Annotated in this window: 13 protein-coding genes; 7 read left to right on the top strand and 6 right to left on the bottom strand. The window is 63.1% G+C overall.

The annotated features are described in order from the left end of the window. Positions 1–57: 57 nt before the first annotated feature. The 3 genes from JQ587_RS19590 to JQ587_RS19580 all read left to right on the top strand — a co-directional run bounded on the left by JQ587_RS19590 (position 58) and on the right by JQ587_RS19580 (position 2,897). On the top strand, positions 58–576 hold the full coding sequence (locus JQ587_RS19590; RefSeq protein WP_212301344.1) for a MarR family winged helix-turn-helix transcriptional regulator: 519 nt from the start codon (positions 58–60) through the stop codon (positions 574–576). A 148-nt stretch (positions 577–724) separates the two neighbouring features. Then, positions 725–2,416, top strand: a complete 1,692-nt coding sequence (locus JQ587_RS19585; protein WP_212426300.1) for a benzoate-CoA ligase family protein — start codon at positions 725–727, stop codon at positions 2,414–2,416. A 22-nt stretch (positions 2,417–2,438) separates the two neighbouring features. Then, positions 2,439–2,897 carry a RidA family protein gene (locus tag JQ587_RS19580; RefSeq protein ID WP_212301468.1) on the top strand — a complete coding sequence of 153 codons (459 nt, stop codon included), beginning with the start codon at positions 2,439–2,441 and terminating at the stop codon, positions 2,895–2,897. Positions 2,898–2,911: 14 nt separating this feature from the next. On the opposite strand, the gene JQ587_RS19575 is transcribed toward JQ587_RS19580, so the two are convergent. Beyond that, positions 2,912–3,640: a CBS domain-containing protein gene (locus tag JQ587_RS19575; RefSeq protein ID WP_212426299.1), complete on the bottom strand. Its 729-nt coding sequence runs from the start codon at positions 3,638–3,640 to the stop codon at positions 2,912–2,914. 357 nt (positions 3,641–3,997) lie between these two features. Between JQ587_RS19575 and JQ587_RS19570 the strand changes: the two genes are divergently transcribed. Continuing rightward, the gene (locus JQ587_RS19570) at positions 3,998–5,671 is read left to right on the top strand and encodes a PHA/PHB synthase family protein (protein WP_433995301.1); all 1,674 of its coding nucleotides are present in this window, start codon (positions 3,998–4,000) and stop codon (positions 5,669–5,671) included. Here the strand turns inward: JQ587_RS19570 and JQ587_RS19565 are convergent. Genes JQ587_RS19565 through JQ587_RS19555 form a run of 3 tightly spaced genes read right to left on the bottom strand, consistent with a single transcriptional unit; the run spans position 5,668 to position 9,198 of the window. Next, positions 5,668–6,642 (bottom strand): CHAD domain-containing protein, encoded by a 975-nt coding sequence (locus tag JQ587_RS19565; RefSeq protein WP_212426298.1) that lies wholly within the window; start codon positions 6,640–6,642, stop codon positions 5,668–5,670. The two genes, JQ587_RS19570 and JQ587_RS19565, sit on opposite strands and share 4 nt — an antisense overlap. A 25-nt stretch (positions 6,643–6,667) precedes the next feature. Then, the gene (locus JQ587_RS19560) at positions 6,668–8,203 is read right to left on the bottom strand and encodes a bifunctional aminoglycoside phosphotransferase/ATP-binding protein (RefSeq protein WP_433995300.1); all 1,536 of its coding nucleotides are present in this window, start codon (positions 8,201–8,203) and stop codon (positions 6,668–6,670) included. An 11-nt stretch (positions 8,204–8,214) separates the two neighbouring features. Beyond that, entirely contained in the window at positions 8,215–9,198 is a 984-nt protein-coding gene (locus tag JQ587_RS19555; RefSeq protein ID WP_212301466.1) for a zinc-dependent alcohol dehydrogenase family protein, read from the bottom strand. 172 nt (positions 9,199–9,370) lie between these two features. Between JQ587_RS19555 and JQ587_RS19550 the strand changes: the two genes are divergently transcribed. Together JQ587_RS19550 and JQ587_RS19545 are read left to right on the top strand one after the other, a co-directional pair. Then, entirely contained in the window at positions 9,371–10,210 is an 840-nt protein-coding gene (locus JQ587_RS19550) for a universal stress protein (RefSeq protein WP_212426297.1), read from the top strand. Positions 10,211–10,280: 70 nt separating this feature from the next. Further along, positions 10,281–12,971 carry a bifunctional acetate--CoA ligase family protein/GNAT family N-acetyltransferase gene (locus tag JQ587_RS19545; protein ID WP_212426296.1) on the top strand — a complete coding sequence of 897 codons (2,691 nt, stop codon included), beginning with the start codon at positions 10,281–10,283 and terminating at the stop codon, positions 12,969–12,971. A 9-nt stretch (positions 12,972–12,980) separates the two neighbouring features. Here the strand turns inward: JQ587_RS19545 and JQ587_RS19540 are convergent, their stop codons facing one another. Continuing rightward, complete coding sequence (locus JQ587_RS19540) at positions 12,981–13,469, bottom strand: phage holin family protein (protein ID WP_212426295.1); 489 nt, start codon at positions 13,467–13,469, stop codon at positions 12,981–12,983. Continuing rightward, positions 13,470–13,745: a hypothetical protein gene (locus JQ587_RS19535; RefSeq protein WP_212426294.1), complete on the bottom strand. Its 276-nt coding sequence runs from the start codon at positions 13,743–13,745 to the stop codon at positions 13,470–13,472. It abuts the gene before it with no gap. Between the two features lie 132 nt (positions 13,746–13,877). Here JQ587_RS19535 and JQ587_RS19530 point away from each other — a divergent pair, with 132 nt between their 5' ends. Continuing rightward, positions 13,878–15,014 (top strand): ABC transporter permease, encoded by a 1,137-nt coding sequence (locus tag JQ587_RS19530; RefSeq protein ID WP_212301335.1) that lies wholly within the window; start codon positions 13,878–13,880, stop codon positions 15,012–15,014. The last annotated feature ends 1 nt before the right edge of the window (position 15,015 follow it).

Here is a 15,015-nt window from a genome sequence, read left to right as displayed (position 1 = left end):
GCGGCCGGCGTGGATTTATTTGAAGCTCAAAACGTTGGGGAATCCGAGCCGGCGCCAATGCCGGCCGCGAATGACTGCATCGAGATGCTCGATTCCGAGACCAAAGCCGTCGAAACGCCTGAGGACCACGCCGATGAACTCCGGCTGTGGTTGCGGCTGCTCACCTGCACGACCCTGATCGAGGGCGAGGTCCGCGGCCGGCTGCGGCAGCGCTTCGACGTCACGCTGCCCCGTTTCGATCTGATGGCGCAGCTCGACAAGGCGGCCGACGGCATGACGCTGTCGGACGTCTCCAAGCGCATGATGGTGTCCAACGGCAACGTCACCGGTCTCGTCGAGCGCCTCGTGGAATCCGGCCATCTCGACCGCCGCACCTCGGAGACGGACCGCCGCGTCCAGGTGATCCGCCTCACAAAACTCGGTCGCGCCGAGTTTCGCCGGATGGCCTCGGAACACGAGACCTGGATCGCCGATCTCTTTGCCGATCTGACGCCGAAGGATGTGCGCGAGCTGATGCGGCTCCTGGCCAAGACCAAGGCATCGGCGCAGAAATCGGCCGGTCGCCGCCGGCCCTAAGTCCGCTGGCCGACGCGCCCGCCAATCCCGCTTTGCCGCACGAAAATGCATGGGATCCCAAAATCCGCTATTGCGCCAAATTGTTTTAAGCCTAAAATGTTTTCCAGTTCGTGCTGCCGGGTGCTTTCCATGCGCAAAGGAGCGTGCGATGGCCAACGCCGCCAAGGTTCAACTTTCGGGTTCGCATGACGGCAACGCTGCGACCGCCCATGTCGACACGTTCGGCCGGCAGCATCTACCGCCGCCCGAGCTCTGGCCGGAGTTCATCTTCACGCGGCCGGAACTGCACTATCCGTTGCGATTGAATTGCGTCAGCTATTTCCTCGACCGCTGGGTCGAGCAGGGGCAGGGCGATGCGCCTTGCGTCATCAGTCCCGCTGTCAGCTGCACCTATCGCGAGTTGCAGACGCTCGTGAACCGCATCGCCAATGTATTGGTCGGCAAGCTCGGTCTCGTCACCGGCGGGCGCGTGATGCTGCGCTCGGCCAACAGCCCGATGATGGTCGCGACCTATCTCGCGGTCATCAAAGCCGGCGGCATTTGCGTGGCGACGATGCCGCTGCTCCGCGCCAAGGAGCTGTCCTATCCGATCCAGAAAGCGGAGATCACGCTGGCGCTCTGTGACGGAAAGCTTTCCGATGAGATGGAGAAGGCGAAGCTGGCGGCCCCCGGCCTCAAGCATGTGGTCTATTGGGGCAACGGCGCTCCCGACTCGCTCGAGGCGCTGATTGCGGATGCGAGTGGCGAGTTTAGGGCGGTTGATACGGCTTCCGACGATATCTGCTTGATCGCGTTCACCTCTGGCACAACCGGCGATCCCAAGGGCACCATGCATTTCCACCGGGACATGCTGGCTGTCTGCGACGCATACGCGCGCAACATTCTGCGGGCCGAGCAGAAGGACCGTTTCATCGGCTCCGCGCCGCTCGCCTTCACCTTCGGCTTCGGTGGCGTGCTGTTCCCCATGCATATCGGCGCGTCCTTCGTCGTGCTGGAGAAGACGACGCCCGACGACATGCTGTCGGCGATCGAGCGGTACAAGACGACTGTCTGCTTTACGGCGCCGACCGCGTATCGCGCCTTGATCAGCAAGCTTCCGGGTCGTGACATTTCCTCGCTCCGAAAATGCGTCTCCGCTGGTGAGACTCTGCCCAAGCCGACATTCGATGCCTGGCTCAAGGCTACCGGTATCAAATTGATGGACGGGATTGGCTCGACAGAGCTGCTGCACATCTTCATCAGTGCGACCGAGGACGAGATTCGTCCCGGCGCGACTGGCAAGCCCGTTCCCGGCTATGAAGCCAAGATCGTCGATGATGACGGTAACGATCTGCCGGCGGGTACGATGGGAAAACTTGCAGTGCGGGGGCCGACCGGGTGCCGTTATCTCGCCGACGAGCGGCAGCGCAAATATGTCCAGAACGGCTGGAACATCACCGGCGACACCTATCTGATGGATAGCGATGGCTATTTCTGGTATCAGTCGCGTTCGGACGACATGATCGTGTCATCCGGCTACAATATCGCGGGCACGGATGTGGAAGTAGCGCTGCTCACGCATCCGGCTGTCGCCGAGTGCGGCGTCGTTGGCGCGCCGGACGAGGCGCGCGGGATGATCGTGAAAGCCTATGTCGTTGCTGCGCCCGGTGTAACGCCGGATGCAAAGCTCGCAGCCGAGTTGCAGGAGCACGTGAAACGCGAGATCGCGCCGTACAAATATCCGCGCGCGATCGAGTTCGTGACGCAGTTACCGAAGACCGAGACCGGAAAATTGAAGCGCTTCGCCCTGCGGCAATTGGCGCAGGCGGCCGCGACGTCCTCGGGTGTCGCGGCAGAATGAGATGAGGATCAAGAAATTGTCCGTGACGACGCCGAAAGTTCCACAGGTCGCGGTGCTACCGACCGCAGAGGAGGATGACCCCGGCCCGAAGGCACAGGTGCTGCAGCCCTCTGGCTGGCCGATGCCAAAGGGCTATGCCAACGGCATGGCCGCTGAGGGGCGCTTCGTCGTGACCGGGGGCGTGATCGGTTGGGATGCCGAGGAGCGCCTCGCCGACGGCTTTGTCGCGCAGGTGCGCCAGACCCTGAGCAACATCGCTGAGATCTTGGCTGAGGCCGGTGCGCGGCCCGAGCACCTGGTGCGTTTGACCTGGTACGTCGTCGACATGGACGAATATTTGACGAACCTGAAGGAGCTCGGCCAGATCTACCGCGCCGTTTTCGGTGCGCACTATCCGGCGATGGCGCTGGTCCAGGTCGTCCGCCTTGTGGAGAGAGCGGCGCGTGTCGAGATCGAGGCCACCGCCGTCATTCCGCGCTGAGTCGGTTCTTGCGCTCAGCTTGCTTTGGCGAGGTCGTCGTCCTCGGGCGAGTTCAGGTAGACGCCGGACATGGTGTCGACCCAGCACAGATGGTCATGCACCTTCTTGACGCCCTCGACATTCTCCGCTGCGACGACAGCGGCCTGCCGCGAGCGTTCCTCGGTGATGACGCCGCTCAGGTGAACGATGCCGTCGCGTACGATGACGTTCAGCCCGAATGGGCACCAGTCGTATTTCTCCATGGCATCGATGATGCGACCGCGGATGTGATCGTCGTCGGCGGTCGGATCCGGCACCTCGCGGGCCAGGCCGGCCACGGCCTGCAATAAGTTGGCGCGTGATACGATACCGACGACTTTATCACTGCGCACCACCGGCAACCGTTTGACGTTGTTCCGTTCCATGAGATCGACGATCTCGGCAAGTGCCGTATCCTCGGTGATGGTTACAGGCGAGTCTGTCATCACCTCCGACACCTTGCGGCCGTGTTCGTGGACAAAGTCGCTAGCCGTCTTGCCGGGTCCGAGGATGAAGCTCAGCCAGCGGCCGCGCTTGCGTCCGGTGCCGATCTCACTGCGGCGGATGAAGTCTCCTTCCGAGACCACGCCAACCAGTTTGCCACGGTCGTCGACGACGGTAAGGCCGCTGACGTGACGTTTCAGCATGATATTCGCGGCCTCGACGATGCTGGTGTCGGGCGTGACCGAGACAACCGACCGGGTCATGATCTGGTGGGCGCGCATAGAATGCTCCGCTGGCTTGTCGAATTTCGATGAGAAAATCTAGATCAGGCCCCACGGTGCGGTTTGATGCAGGTCAAGCAGGTTCGCCGGTTAAGCGGTTGTGATCGAGCTCTGGAATTGATGCAGCTCAACGTCTCCTGGCCGGCTGACCATATCCTGTCGCGCATATGCGACCAGGAGCGCGCAGGGATGGCTATGAACGTCGTGCAAATTCTTCCTCGGCCCGAACAGCCGGCGCCGTCCATTGACCAGGCTGCGGACGTCAACCCCTCGGTGACGAATATCGAGCCGTCCGCCGCGACACCGGCCGTCGAGCCGATGGCCGAGCCCTACCTTTTCGATCGCACGGTCCACGCGATGCTGGCGCGGTTCACGAGCGGCATTTCGCCCGCGGCCTTGCTGCTCGCCTGGCTCGATTGGAGTTCCCACCTTGCCGTGGCGCCGCAGCGCCGGATGGAGATCGCCGGCAACGTCGTTCGTGATACCTGCCGTTTGCTGGAAGCTGCCGCGCACGCGACCTCGCCGGGACAAGAGCCCTGGTCTGTCATCCGGCCGGAGGGACGAGACCGCCGTTTCAGGGAGCCGCAGTGGGAAGTCGCGCCGTTCAATATTTTCGCGCAGGCGTTCTTGCTCGGAGAGCGCTGGTGGCACGATGCCACGACGGGAATTCGTGGCGTTTCGCGCGCGAACGAGGCCATCGTCGAATTCTCGACCCGTCAGATGCTCGACATGCTGTCTCCGTCGAACTTTGCGATGACCAACCCGGAGGTGCTGGAGAAGGCCTTTCAGAGTGGTGGAGAGAATTTCGTCTTCGGCTGGCAAAATTGGTGCGGCGATCTGATACGGATGCTTTCGGCCGCGAAGCCGGTCGGAGATGAGCGGTTCATCGTCGGACAGACTGTTGCGGCTTCGCCCGGCAAGGTCGTTTATCGCAATGAGCTGATGGAACTGATCCAGTACCATCCCACCACGGCGCAAGTACGGCCCGAGCCGATCCTGATCGTGCCGGCCTGGATCATGAAATACTATATCCTCGATCTGTCGCCGCAGAACTCGCTGGTCAAATATCTCACCGATCAGGGCTTCACCGTCTTCGCGATCTCCTGGCGCAATCCGGATGCCAGGGATCGGGATGTCGCGTTCGACGATTATCGTAAGCAGGGCGTGATGACCGCGCTGGATGTGATCGGCCGGATCGTGCCGGGTCAGAAAACCCACGCGCTCGGCTATTGTCTCGGCGGCACCTTGCTGTCGATCGCTGCCGCCGCGATGGCGCGCGACGGCGACGATCGCCTCGGCACTATCACTCTCCTGGCTGCGCAGACCGACTTCACCGAGGCCGGCGAGCTGACGCTCTTCATCAACGAAAGCCAGGTCGCCTTTCTCGAAGACATGATGTGGCAGCGAGGCTACCTCGATACGGCGCAGATGGCGGGCGCGTTCGCGCTGTTGCGTTCGAACGATCTGATCTGGTCACGGTTATCGCATGACTACCTGATGGGCGAAGCATCGTCGCCGAGCGATCTGATGGCCTGGAATGCCGATGCGACGCGGCTGCCTTATCGGATGCATTCGGAATATCTCCGCAAGCTGTTCCTCAACAATGATTTGGCCGAGGGGCGTTACCGGGTCGAGGGCAAGAGTATCTCGCTGTCCGACATCCATGTGCCGATGTTCGTGGTCGGTACGCTCGCTGATCACGTGGCGCCGTGGCGATCCGTGCACAAGATCCACTACCAGGTCGATGCCGACCTGACGTTCCTGCTGACCAGCGGCGGCCACAATGCCGGCGTCGTTGCGCCGCCCGATGATCCCGGACACAACTATCAAATCATGACCAAGGCCGCGGACGCGCCCTATGTGGGCCCCGATGAATGGCTGAAGCTGGCGCCGCATGTCGAGGGATCGTGGTGGCCGGAATGGAGCCGTTGGCTCATCGCGAAATCCGGCGAGCTCTGCGATCCGCCGCCGATCGGGCATGGCAACATTGATAGCCTGCCCGACGCACCGGGCGACTACGTTCGCACCTAGTCTTCGGGCTCCGAATCCGGCGTTAGGTCAGAGGACCGGAAGGTCTTGGCCTTGTCGAGTTTGCGATAGGCCGTCGAAGCCGTTCGCAACAGCTTCTTTTCGCGCTTGCGGTCGAGAAAGCGCATGCCAGCCTCCGGCACCGCTTCGTTCAACGAAGCGGCTAGCGTCTGACCGCGTGCGTCGTCGTTCAGCTGTCCGAGGGACTTTTGCGCCCTGCGCAATTGCTTGAGAATTGACTTCTGCTTCTTCAGCGCCTTGTGGGCAAACAGATCCTCCAGCGACTCGATCGAATAGGTCAGTCGCTTGTTGAGAATCCGCAGCTTGTGCCGCTTCTCGACGTCGAGCTTGCGCAGCTTCCGAGCTTTCGTGAGCAGCGTCCTTTCCCAATCGGTCAGTTGCGCCGTGGCGTGGTCGGCAAGCGGACAGCGGCGAAGTCTGATGGCCTCCTTGCTGCGCCTGGTTGACCAGGGGCCACGCTCGATCCAGCTTGATGTCTGCTCGACCAGGCGGCGATATCGCGCCGATTGCAGCGCACGGGCCAGCAGGCGATGGCTTTCGGCCCGCTTCTCGTCCCAGTGTTGGAGTTCTGCGATCACGGCGAGCTCGTCGCCGGTCTCGGCGACCACGCGTTCAATCGCGACGTCGAGGTCCCGCACCATGCCGAGCTGGCTGTTCAGCCATTTCAATTCGGCCCAGACCTTGGGGCGCAGGGCATCGTCGACCATGGGTGAAAAGAAGCGGATCGCGGTTCGCAGATGGGTCAGGGCGATCCGGATCTGATGCAGAGCGTCCGGATCGCCGCGGCAGGTCCCCTCATGCTGGGCGAGGACGGCTGCGAGATGACGGCGGGCGATGATCCGAAAGGCTGTATCACAGGCCATGCCGGGACTGAGGCGGCCCGGCAACGGATTGCGGCTCGCCGCCGGCTTGACACGGGCGGTCTTGGTCGAACTCGTAGTGGATCGCGCCATCCTAGCCCGCGCCAATCAGATTGCCCTATTTGCCTTCAGCGATCGTGTCCCGACATCTCTGGAGCGTCTGCGCTTGTGTCCCGGACGCATCGATGGTCGTCCACCCGATATGACCGATATTATAGTGCTCTTGCAATGCGGCAACCTCTTGCGTGGCATCGGATGCATCGCCGCGGCGTGCGCCGATTCGAGCCTGTCGGGTTGCCAGATCTGCGACCAGGAAGAGTCCGGTGAGAGGTACGTTGCAATCCCGGGCCAGTGCCGCGAAGGCGTCTCGCTCGACATCGCGGGCGAACACGCCGTCGACGATCGCGGAATGGCCCTGGGCCAGCACATGGCGGGCGCGCTCGGCCAACGCTATGTAAACCCGCTCCGCCAACTCGGGCGTGTATGCGGATGGCGGCAGCCGGTGCGTGTCCGCGACCCCGAACATCTGCTTGCGAATGACATCGCTGCGCAACACCACGGCACCCGGTTGCGGTGCGACCGCCGGCGCGAGCGCCCCCGCTAGAACCGTCTTGCCGGTGCCCGACAGTCCCCCCACCGCGATCAGACAGGGAGCGGGAGGCTGGATCAGCGCCCAGGCAAGGTTAAAATAGTGGCGTGCTTCATCGACGATGCCGGCGTCGTCGGAATGTGGCGGCCTCAATCGCGCCAGCGTCACCTGGGCGCGGATTGCTGCGCGAATGGACATGAACAGCGGCAGCACGCCGAGCGCATCGAGATTCCCGGGCGGCGTCTTGGCAAGATACCGATTCAGGACAACGTTTGCAGCGAGCGGCTGATCGTGGCGCAACAGATCCATCAGCGGGAATGCGAGGTCGTAGAGCACGTCGACCGTCGCCATCTGTGCGTCGAATTCGATGGCGTCGAACAGTACGGGTTGCCGCTCGATTAGCACGATATTCGCAAGGTGCAGGTCGCCGTGGCAACGGCGGACGAAGCCTTGGCGGCCGCGCTCTTCAAGCAAGGGGCGGATGCGCAGGAATGCCCCGTGCGAGGCCTGCGCGAGCTGTTCGATCTCCTTGCCCGGCAGATGATCGCCGTTCCGCAGGCCATCGCTGTTGCCGTCGATCAGTGCAGGGATCGAGGAAACCCACGCCTCGCTGTCGGCAGGCGTCGCCGCCGCATGCGATGCCGCGATCGCATCGGCAATGGCCGACGCGAGGCCCGCATCGAACTTTCGCGCTTTCGCCAGATGATCCAGCGTCCGGCTCTCGTCGAACCGCGACATGTCGACGGCGTATTCGATCGGCCGGCCGGGGCCGCCGACCTTCACGGATCCGTCCGGCCGTTCTGTGATCGCGACGACGCCGTGGTAGATCTGCGGCGCCAGCGGCCGGTTGATCCGGATTTCCTCCTCGCAGGCCGCCTTGCGCTTCTCAAGCGTCGAATAGTCGAGAAATGGGTACTTGACCGCCCGCTTGATCTTTAACGCGCGATCGCCGTCGAGGAAGACCGAGGCGCCGTGGGTATCGATCCGCGTCACGCCCGGATGTCCAGCCAGTGTCTGGAAGATCCGCTCCTGGGCCGCCGTTTGATTTTCCATTGAAACAGACATCCGAAGCACCCTCAGGGCGTCAGCACGGCGGCGCCCAGAATCTGGCCGTTTCGCAGCATGCCCAGAACCTCGTTGGCTTGATCCAGGGGAAATGCCGCTGTCTCGGTGCGCACACCGGCTTGCGGTGCGATCTTGAGAAAATCCGAGCCATCCTGCCGGGTCAAATTGGCGACCGAGACCAACTGCCTTTCCTCCCAGAGCAAATCATATGGAAAACTTGGGATGTCGGTCATGTGGATGCCGGCGCACACGACGCGACCCCCTTTTCGGACGGCACGCAACGCGGTCGGGACGAGTTCGCCGGCTGGTGCGAAAATGATGGCGGCGTCGAGGGGCTCGGCGGGCATCTCGTCAGAAGCTCCGGCCCAGACGGCACCAAGACGTCGCGCGAACTCTTGTGCGGCGTCATCGCCGCGCCGCGTGAATGCAAAGACAGTTCGTCGTTGCCAGATCGCGACTTGCGCGACGATGTGGCCGGCCGCGCCAAAGCCATAGAGGCCGAGCCTTTCCGCGGGACCAGCCAGCACCAGCGAGCGCCAGCCGATCAGTCCAGCGCATAGCAGGGGTGCGATCTCGACGTCATCATCGCCTTCGTCGAGCGGAAATGCATAGCGCGCGTCGACAATCGTGTGCGTTGCGTAGCCGCCGTCACGCGTGTAGCCGGTGAACAGCGGCGTGTCGCACAGGTTCTCCATGCCTTCCCGGCAGAACCGACATTTTCCGCATGTAAAGCCGAGCCAGGGAATACCGACCCGGTCGCCAAGCGCGTGTGTTGCCACATTGGGGCCAACGAGGTCGACCCGACCGACGATCTCATGGCCAGGTACGATCGGATAGCGAATATCGGGCAAATCGGCATCGACGACGTGCAGGTCGGTCCGGCATACCCCGCAAGCGCCGATCTTCACCCGGATTTGGCCATCGCCTGGGAATGGGTCAGGCCGCTCCTCCATTCGGAGTCGCGCTCGTGGGGCCGTTAACACCATTGCACGCATAAGCCTCTCCAGGGCGAACCGCTCCGACTGATTACCCATAGGGTGACGGAGCGACCAGCCCTTGACTTTGGTCAACGCTCGGCGTCGCCCGGCCGGCCGGCGTTCCCCGCCTTGACGAGAATCAAGGGATTTGACGAAAAGCGGCCTATTCTGGCCAGCAAGGAGAATCCCGATGCCGATCAAGGACGTCTTTCTGCCGCTCGTTGGCGAGCCGCGTGCGCCCACGCTGGCCGCAATTGAGAAGTGCGTCGCAGTTGCCGCCGACCTCGGCGCCAGGATCACCGGGCTCGCGCTTGAGGACGATGGTTTCGTCCGGCCGAAGGTGGTATTTCCCGATGATCCGGTGGCCGCCGAGTTCAGCGCTGTGCGCGAGGCGGGCGATATGCAGCAGCTCCTGAATGCATTTACCAACGCGGCCGCGCGCACCGGCATTCGTGCCCAAAGCCGATCAGAGAGGGTGCCGGCGGACGAGATCGCGTCGACCTTGGCCGCGCATGCGCGCTTTAGTGACCTCACTTTGATTCCCGTGAAGCCGCACGACAGCCAAACTGAAAACCTCGTTGAAACGTTCCTGTTCCAATCCGGCCGGCCGCTGCTGCTCTGCCCGGAGCAGCATGTGGAGGCGCTGCGACCGGAATTCGAGAACGTCATCATTGCCTGGGATCATTCGGCACGCGCTGCGCGTGCGGTGGGCGACGCATTGCCGATTCTGCAAGCTGCCGCTGCGGTGCGTGTGATCACGGTGGCGGATGACAAGGACGACGCGATTACGCAATCCGGCACCAGTCTCGTCCACCATCTCAGGGAACACGGGATTTATGCGTCCTTCGAAACCGTGAAGGGCAGCGGGAGCTCGGTCGGCAAGGTGCTGGAGAGTTGGGCGCAATCTCACGCCGTCGACGCCATCGTCATGGGCGCCTACCATCATTCGCGCCTCAACGAGACCGTCTGGGGCGGCGTGACCAAGACTGTCATAGGCCAGCCACCGTGCTGGGTGATGATGTCGCACTAGGTGCGTTTCACCGTATATCCGGGTTAGCCTCTTGCTGTCGGACCCGTTGCCCGATCGGACGATTATGATCATGTCGACCTACCGCCTGAAGAACCTCTTGTCGCCTCGGTCCGTGGCGCTTGTCGGGGCGAGCCCCCGTCAAGTGTCGGTGGGGCGCGCGGTCCTGGAAAATGTTCGCACGGCAAAATTCAAGGGACAGTTCGGCCTTGTGAATGCGCGTTATTCCGAGATCGGCGGGATGGCCGCGGTGAGCAGTCTGGCTCAACTCCCCTTCGTGCCTGAGCTCGTCGTCATCACCGCGCCGGCGGGGGAGGTTCCCGATATCATCGACCAGGCCGGCCGTCGCGGCTCGGCCGGTGCCCTGATCGTCTCGGCGGGGCTTGGCCACGGACCGGGATCGCTCGAGGAAGCCGCCCTGGCGGCGGCCCACAAATACGGCATGCGGCTGATCGGTCCCAATTGCCTCGGCGTCATGATGCCCGGCGTCAGCCTCAATGCGAGTTTCGCGGCGCACATGCCTGGAGCTGGAAACCTCGCGCTGATCTCGCAATCGGGCGCGATCGCTGCCGGCATGGTGGATTGGGCGGCGCAGCGCGGCGTCGGCTTCTCGGGCATCGTCACGATCGGCGATCAGATCGACGTCGACATCGCGGACCTGCTCGACTATTTCGCGATGGACCACAAGACTCGCGCCATCCTGCTCTACATCGAGGCCATCAAGGACGCGCGGAAGTTCATGTCGGCGGCGCGCGCCGCGGCGCGCGTGAAGCCCGTCGTCGTGGTGAAGTCCGGCCGCATGACGCAGGGTGCAAAGGCCGCCGCCACGCATACGGGCGCGCTCGCTGGCGCCGACGCGGTCTACGATGCGGCCTTCCGCCGTGCCGGCGTCCTTCGGGTGTCCGATCTACGTGAGCTGTTCGATTGTGCCGAGACGCTTGGGCGCATAGGATCGCCCGCGGGGAAGCGCCTTGCCATTCTGACCAATGGTGGCGGCATCGGCGTTCTGGCGATCGACCGGTTGGCGGACCTCGGCGGAATTGCCGCCCCCATGACACCGGATACGCGCGAGAGGCTCGACGCGGTGCTGCCGCCGACCTGGTCTGGCGCAAATCCCATCGACATCGTCGGCGACGCCGACGCGTCGCGTTATGCGGCTGCGCTGGAGGTGTTGCTCGACGATCCTGGGAATGACGCGATCCTCGTGCTCAACGTGCAGACTGCAATAGCTTCGGCCGCTCGGATTGCGACGACGGTGACCGAGCTCGTCGGCAAATATCGCGAGAAGCACCGCAGTTGGGCCAAGCCGGTGCTGGCGGCCTGGGTCGGGGCCGATCAGGAGATTATTGCGACGCTGTCCGGCGCGGGCATTCCGAATTACCCGACCGAAGACGACGCGGTGCGTGGCTTCATGCATTTGGTCCGGCATCGCGAGGTGGTCGACGAACTGAGCCAGGTTCCTCCTGCGATGCCCGACACCTTCATACCGGATGTGGCGGCAGCGAAGCAAATCGTCGCAACCGCCATCGCGGATGGTCGGAAATGGCTCGAGCCCGTCGAGATCAAGCATCTGCTCGGGTGCTATGACATCGGGATGGTGCCGACCTATGCGGCGGCAGATATCGAGCAGGCGGTCAACTATGCGGATGAGATATTCGCGCAAGGCGCCACCGTCGTGCTCAAGATCCTGTCGCGCGATATCGTGCACAAGTCCGATGTCGGCGGGGTCGTGCTCAATCTGACCACACCGGGCGCGGTGCGCACGGCTGCCGCCGATATCCTTGCGCGGGCGAAGAAGTTACGGCCCGAAGCCCGGATCGATGGCATCATCGTGCAAGCGATGGTCGTCAAGGCAAAGGCGCGCGAGCTGATTCTGGGCCTCGCCGACGATCCGACCTTCGGCACGGTTGTCGTGTTCGGCCGGGGCGGTACGGCGGTGGAGATTATCAACGACAAGGCCTTGGCGCTGCCGCCGCTCGATTTGCAGCTCGCCCGAGATCTGATTGATCGTACCCGCGTGTCGCGGTTGCTCCGCGCCTATCGCGATGTGCCGGCCGTCAAGCAGGACGCGGTCGCGCTGGTGCTGGTCAAGCTGGCGCAGATGGCGACGGATATCCCTGAAATTCGCGAACTCGATATCAACCCGCTGCTTGCCGACGAAACCGGCGTAACGGCCGTCGATGCCCGCGTCGCGGTGGGGCCGCCGCAACGGAAATTTGCAGGCTCGGGCCCCGCGAATTTTGCCGTCCGCGCCTATCCATCGCAATGGGAACGCCGCTTTACCCTCAAGGAGGACTGGCACATTTCGGTGCGGCCCCTGCGTCCCGAGGACGAGCCAACCATTCACGAGTTCCTGCGTCACGTCACGGCCCACGATCTTCGCCTGCGCTTCTTCGCGCCGATGAAGGAGTTTACCCACGAGTTCATCGCGCGCCTCACCCAGCTCGATTATGCGCGCGCAATGGCGTTCATCGCATTCGATGACAAGAACGAGATGGTCGGAGTGGTGCGGCTTCACTCTGACTCGATCTACGAGAGTGGTGAATACGCAATCCTGCTGCGGTCCGACCTCAAGGGCAGGGGGCTCGGTTGGGCCCTGATGCAGCTGATCATCGATTACGCGAGATCGGAAGGCCTGAAGACCATCTCGGGCGACGTGCTCAAGGAGAACGTCGTGATGCTCGAGATGTGCCGGCAGCTCGGTTTCGAGGTGAAGCCGGACCCGACCGAACCCGATATCTGCGACGTTCGGCTGAAGCTCTGAGGCCCGCGGCTACGAGCGGGTTTCGGACGCCGTGGTCGTGGCGGGCTCTCTGGCCGGCTTTCGCATGTTCTTGACGATGATCGCGATCAGCGGCACCAGCACCGGCACGATTGTGCTGAGTGGATGATGGACCGCGCCGGTCAATTGGGCCTGGAACGCGCGGGCTTCGAGCTGAAGAGCTTCGATCGATGTGCCGTGGATTTCATTGGCGAGCTCGATGTCGCGGCCCGACGGCGGACGCCCCGCGAGGATGAAGAGGATTGCCGCGATGGCGAAATTGATCGCTCCCAGGACGGCGGCTGCGGCGATCGCGCTCCAGATCTGGACCAGCGCGAAATAAGCGGACAGCTCGAGCATCAGGAGCCCGAATGCGGCGATCAGCGCCGCGAAGGCCCGCAAGCCTAGCCCGATCAGCAGGTGGCGGAGCCTGATATCCGCGATGATCCTGTCCGTGCGCCACAGGGCCCGCAGATGCTTGACCACATTTTCCGTGTTCACCTAATGTCTCCTCAGCATGAAGCCGACGACCACGCCGAGCGCAAAGGCGGAAGCCATCGAGGCTACCGGGCGCTCGGTGATGAGATCGTGCAGCTGCTCCTGCTCTTCGCTGACGGTTTCGCCGAGTTCGGCCAGCGCGGCCTTGATCTGATCGGCCAGGGCTTCGGCACGCTCCTTTGACGTCTCGAACATGTCCTCGCCGGCGGTGCTCAGCAGACGTGTGACGTCGACCTTGAGTGCCTTTAGCTCATCGTTCATTCTGCCGGTATCGAACATTGGCGGTCTCCGTTGCATGATCGTAGCCTATGCGAGCGGACCCAATGGCCATTGATTTGCGTCAATCGGGCGGTTTCATCCCGGCCTAGAACACCAGCGATCGGGGACCAGTTGTCTCATGAGGATACGCGCGTGAATTCGGAACCTCTGCTGCTCGCAACGCCCTCCGGCGATAAGCTGGAATTGCGGCCCGAGGGGCCGTGGATCGCAGCCAACGTCGCAACGCTCGAAACCCTGTCTCGCTCGGTCGGGATGGACGTTGATCGATCGAGAGCCGTAACGCTGGACATGTCGGGCATCAGCGCGCTCGATACACTCGGCGCGTGGATGCTGGAGAAGTTGTCGCGCAAAGCTGCGTCATCTGGAAGGCCGGCGGAGATCATCGGCGTGGCCGATCATTTCAGCGGCCTGCTGGAGGAGGTGCGGCAGGTCAATCGCCACACGCCGGCGCCGACAGCCGCGACGAACCCGATCCTGCTCAGGCTGAACGACCTCGGCAAGGCCACGACCGGTGCCCGCGAGGACATCGCGATCTTTCTGCAAATGCTCGGCGCCTTGTTCATGGCCGTGCTTGGCGTCGTGCGCCGGCCCCGCTCGCTGCGGCTGACGTCGCTGGTCTATCAGCTCAACCGGATCGGGTTTCAGGCGATCCCCATCGTCGTGCTAATCACGTTCCTGATTGGCGCCATCATTGCCCAGCAAGGTTTCTTCCATTTTCGCAGGTTCGGCGCGGAGTCCTACACCGTCGACATGGTCGGCATCCTCGTCCTGCGCGAGCTCGGCGTGCTGATCGTCGCCATTATGGTCGCCGGCCGTTCGGGAAGCGCCTACACCGCCGAGCTCGGCTCGATGAAGATGCGGGAGGAGATCGACGCACTATCGACCATGGGGCTCGATCCCGTCGACGTCCTGATCCTGCCGCGCGTGGCTGCGCTGGTCATCGCGCTGCCAATTCTTGCCTTCATCGGATCGATTGCCGCGCTCTATGGTGGCGGCCTCGTCGCGCAGTTCTACGGTGACATGGGGCCGGCGATCTACATCGCCCGGCTGCATGAGGCCATCTCGGTCACCCATTTCGAGGTCGGCATCCTGAAAGCGCCGTTCATGGCGCTGGTGATCGGGATCGTCGCCTGCAGCGAAGGATTGCGCGTGAAGGGCAGCGCGGAGTCGCTCGGCCGACAGACGACGACGTCGGTGGTCAAGTCGATCTTCCTGGTGATCGTGCTCGACGGCCTGTTCGCGATCTTCTTCGCCTCGATCGGAATGTGAC

Source organism: Bradyrhizobium manausense (assembly GCF_018130615.1).
GTDB lineage: Bacteria > Pseudomonadota > Alphaproteobacteria > Rhizobiales > Xanthobacteraceae > Bradyrhizobium > Bradyrhizobium manausense_A.
This window is presented reverse-complemented; position numbering and strand designations above follow the sequence as displayed.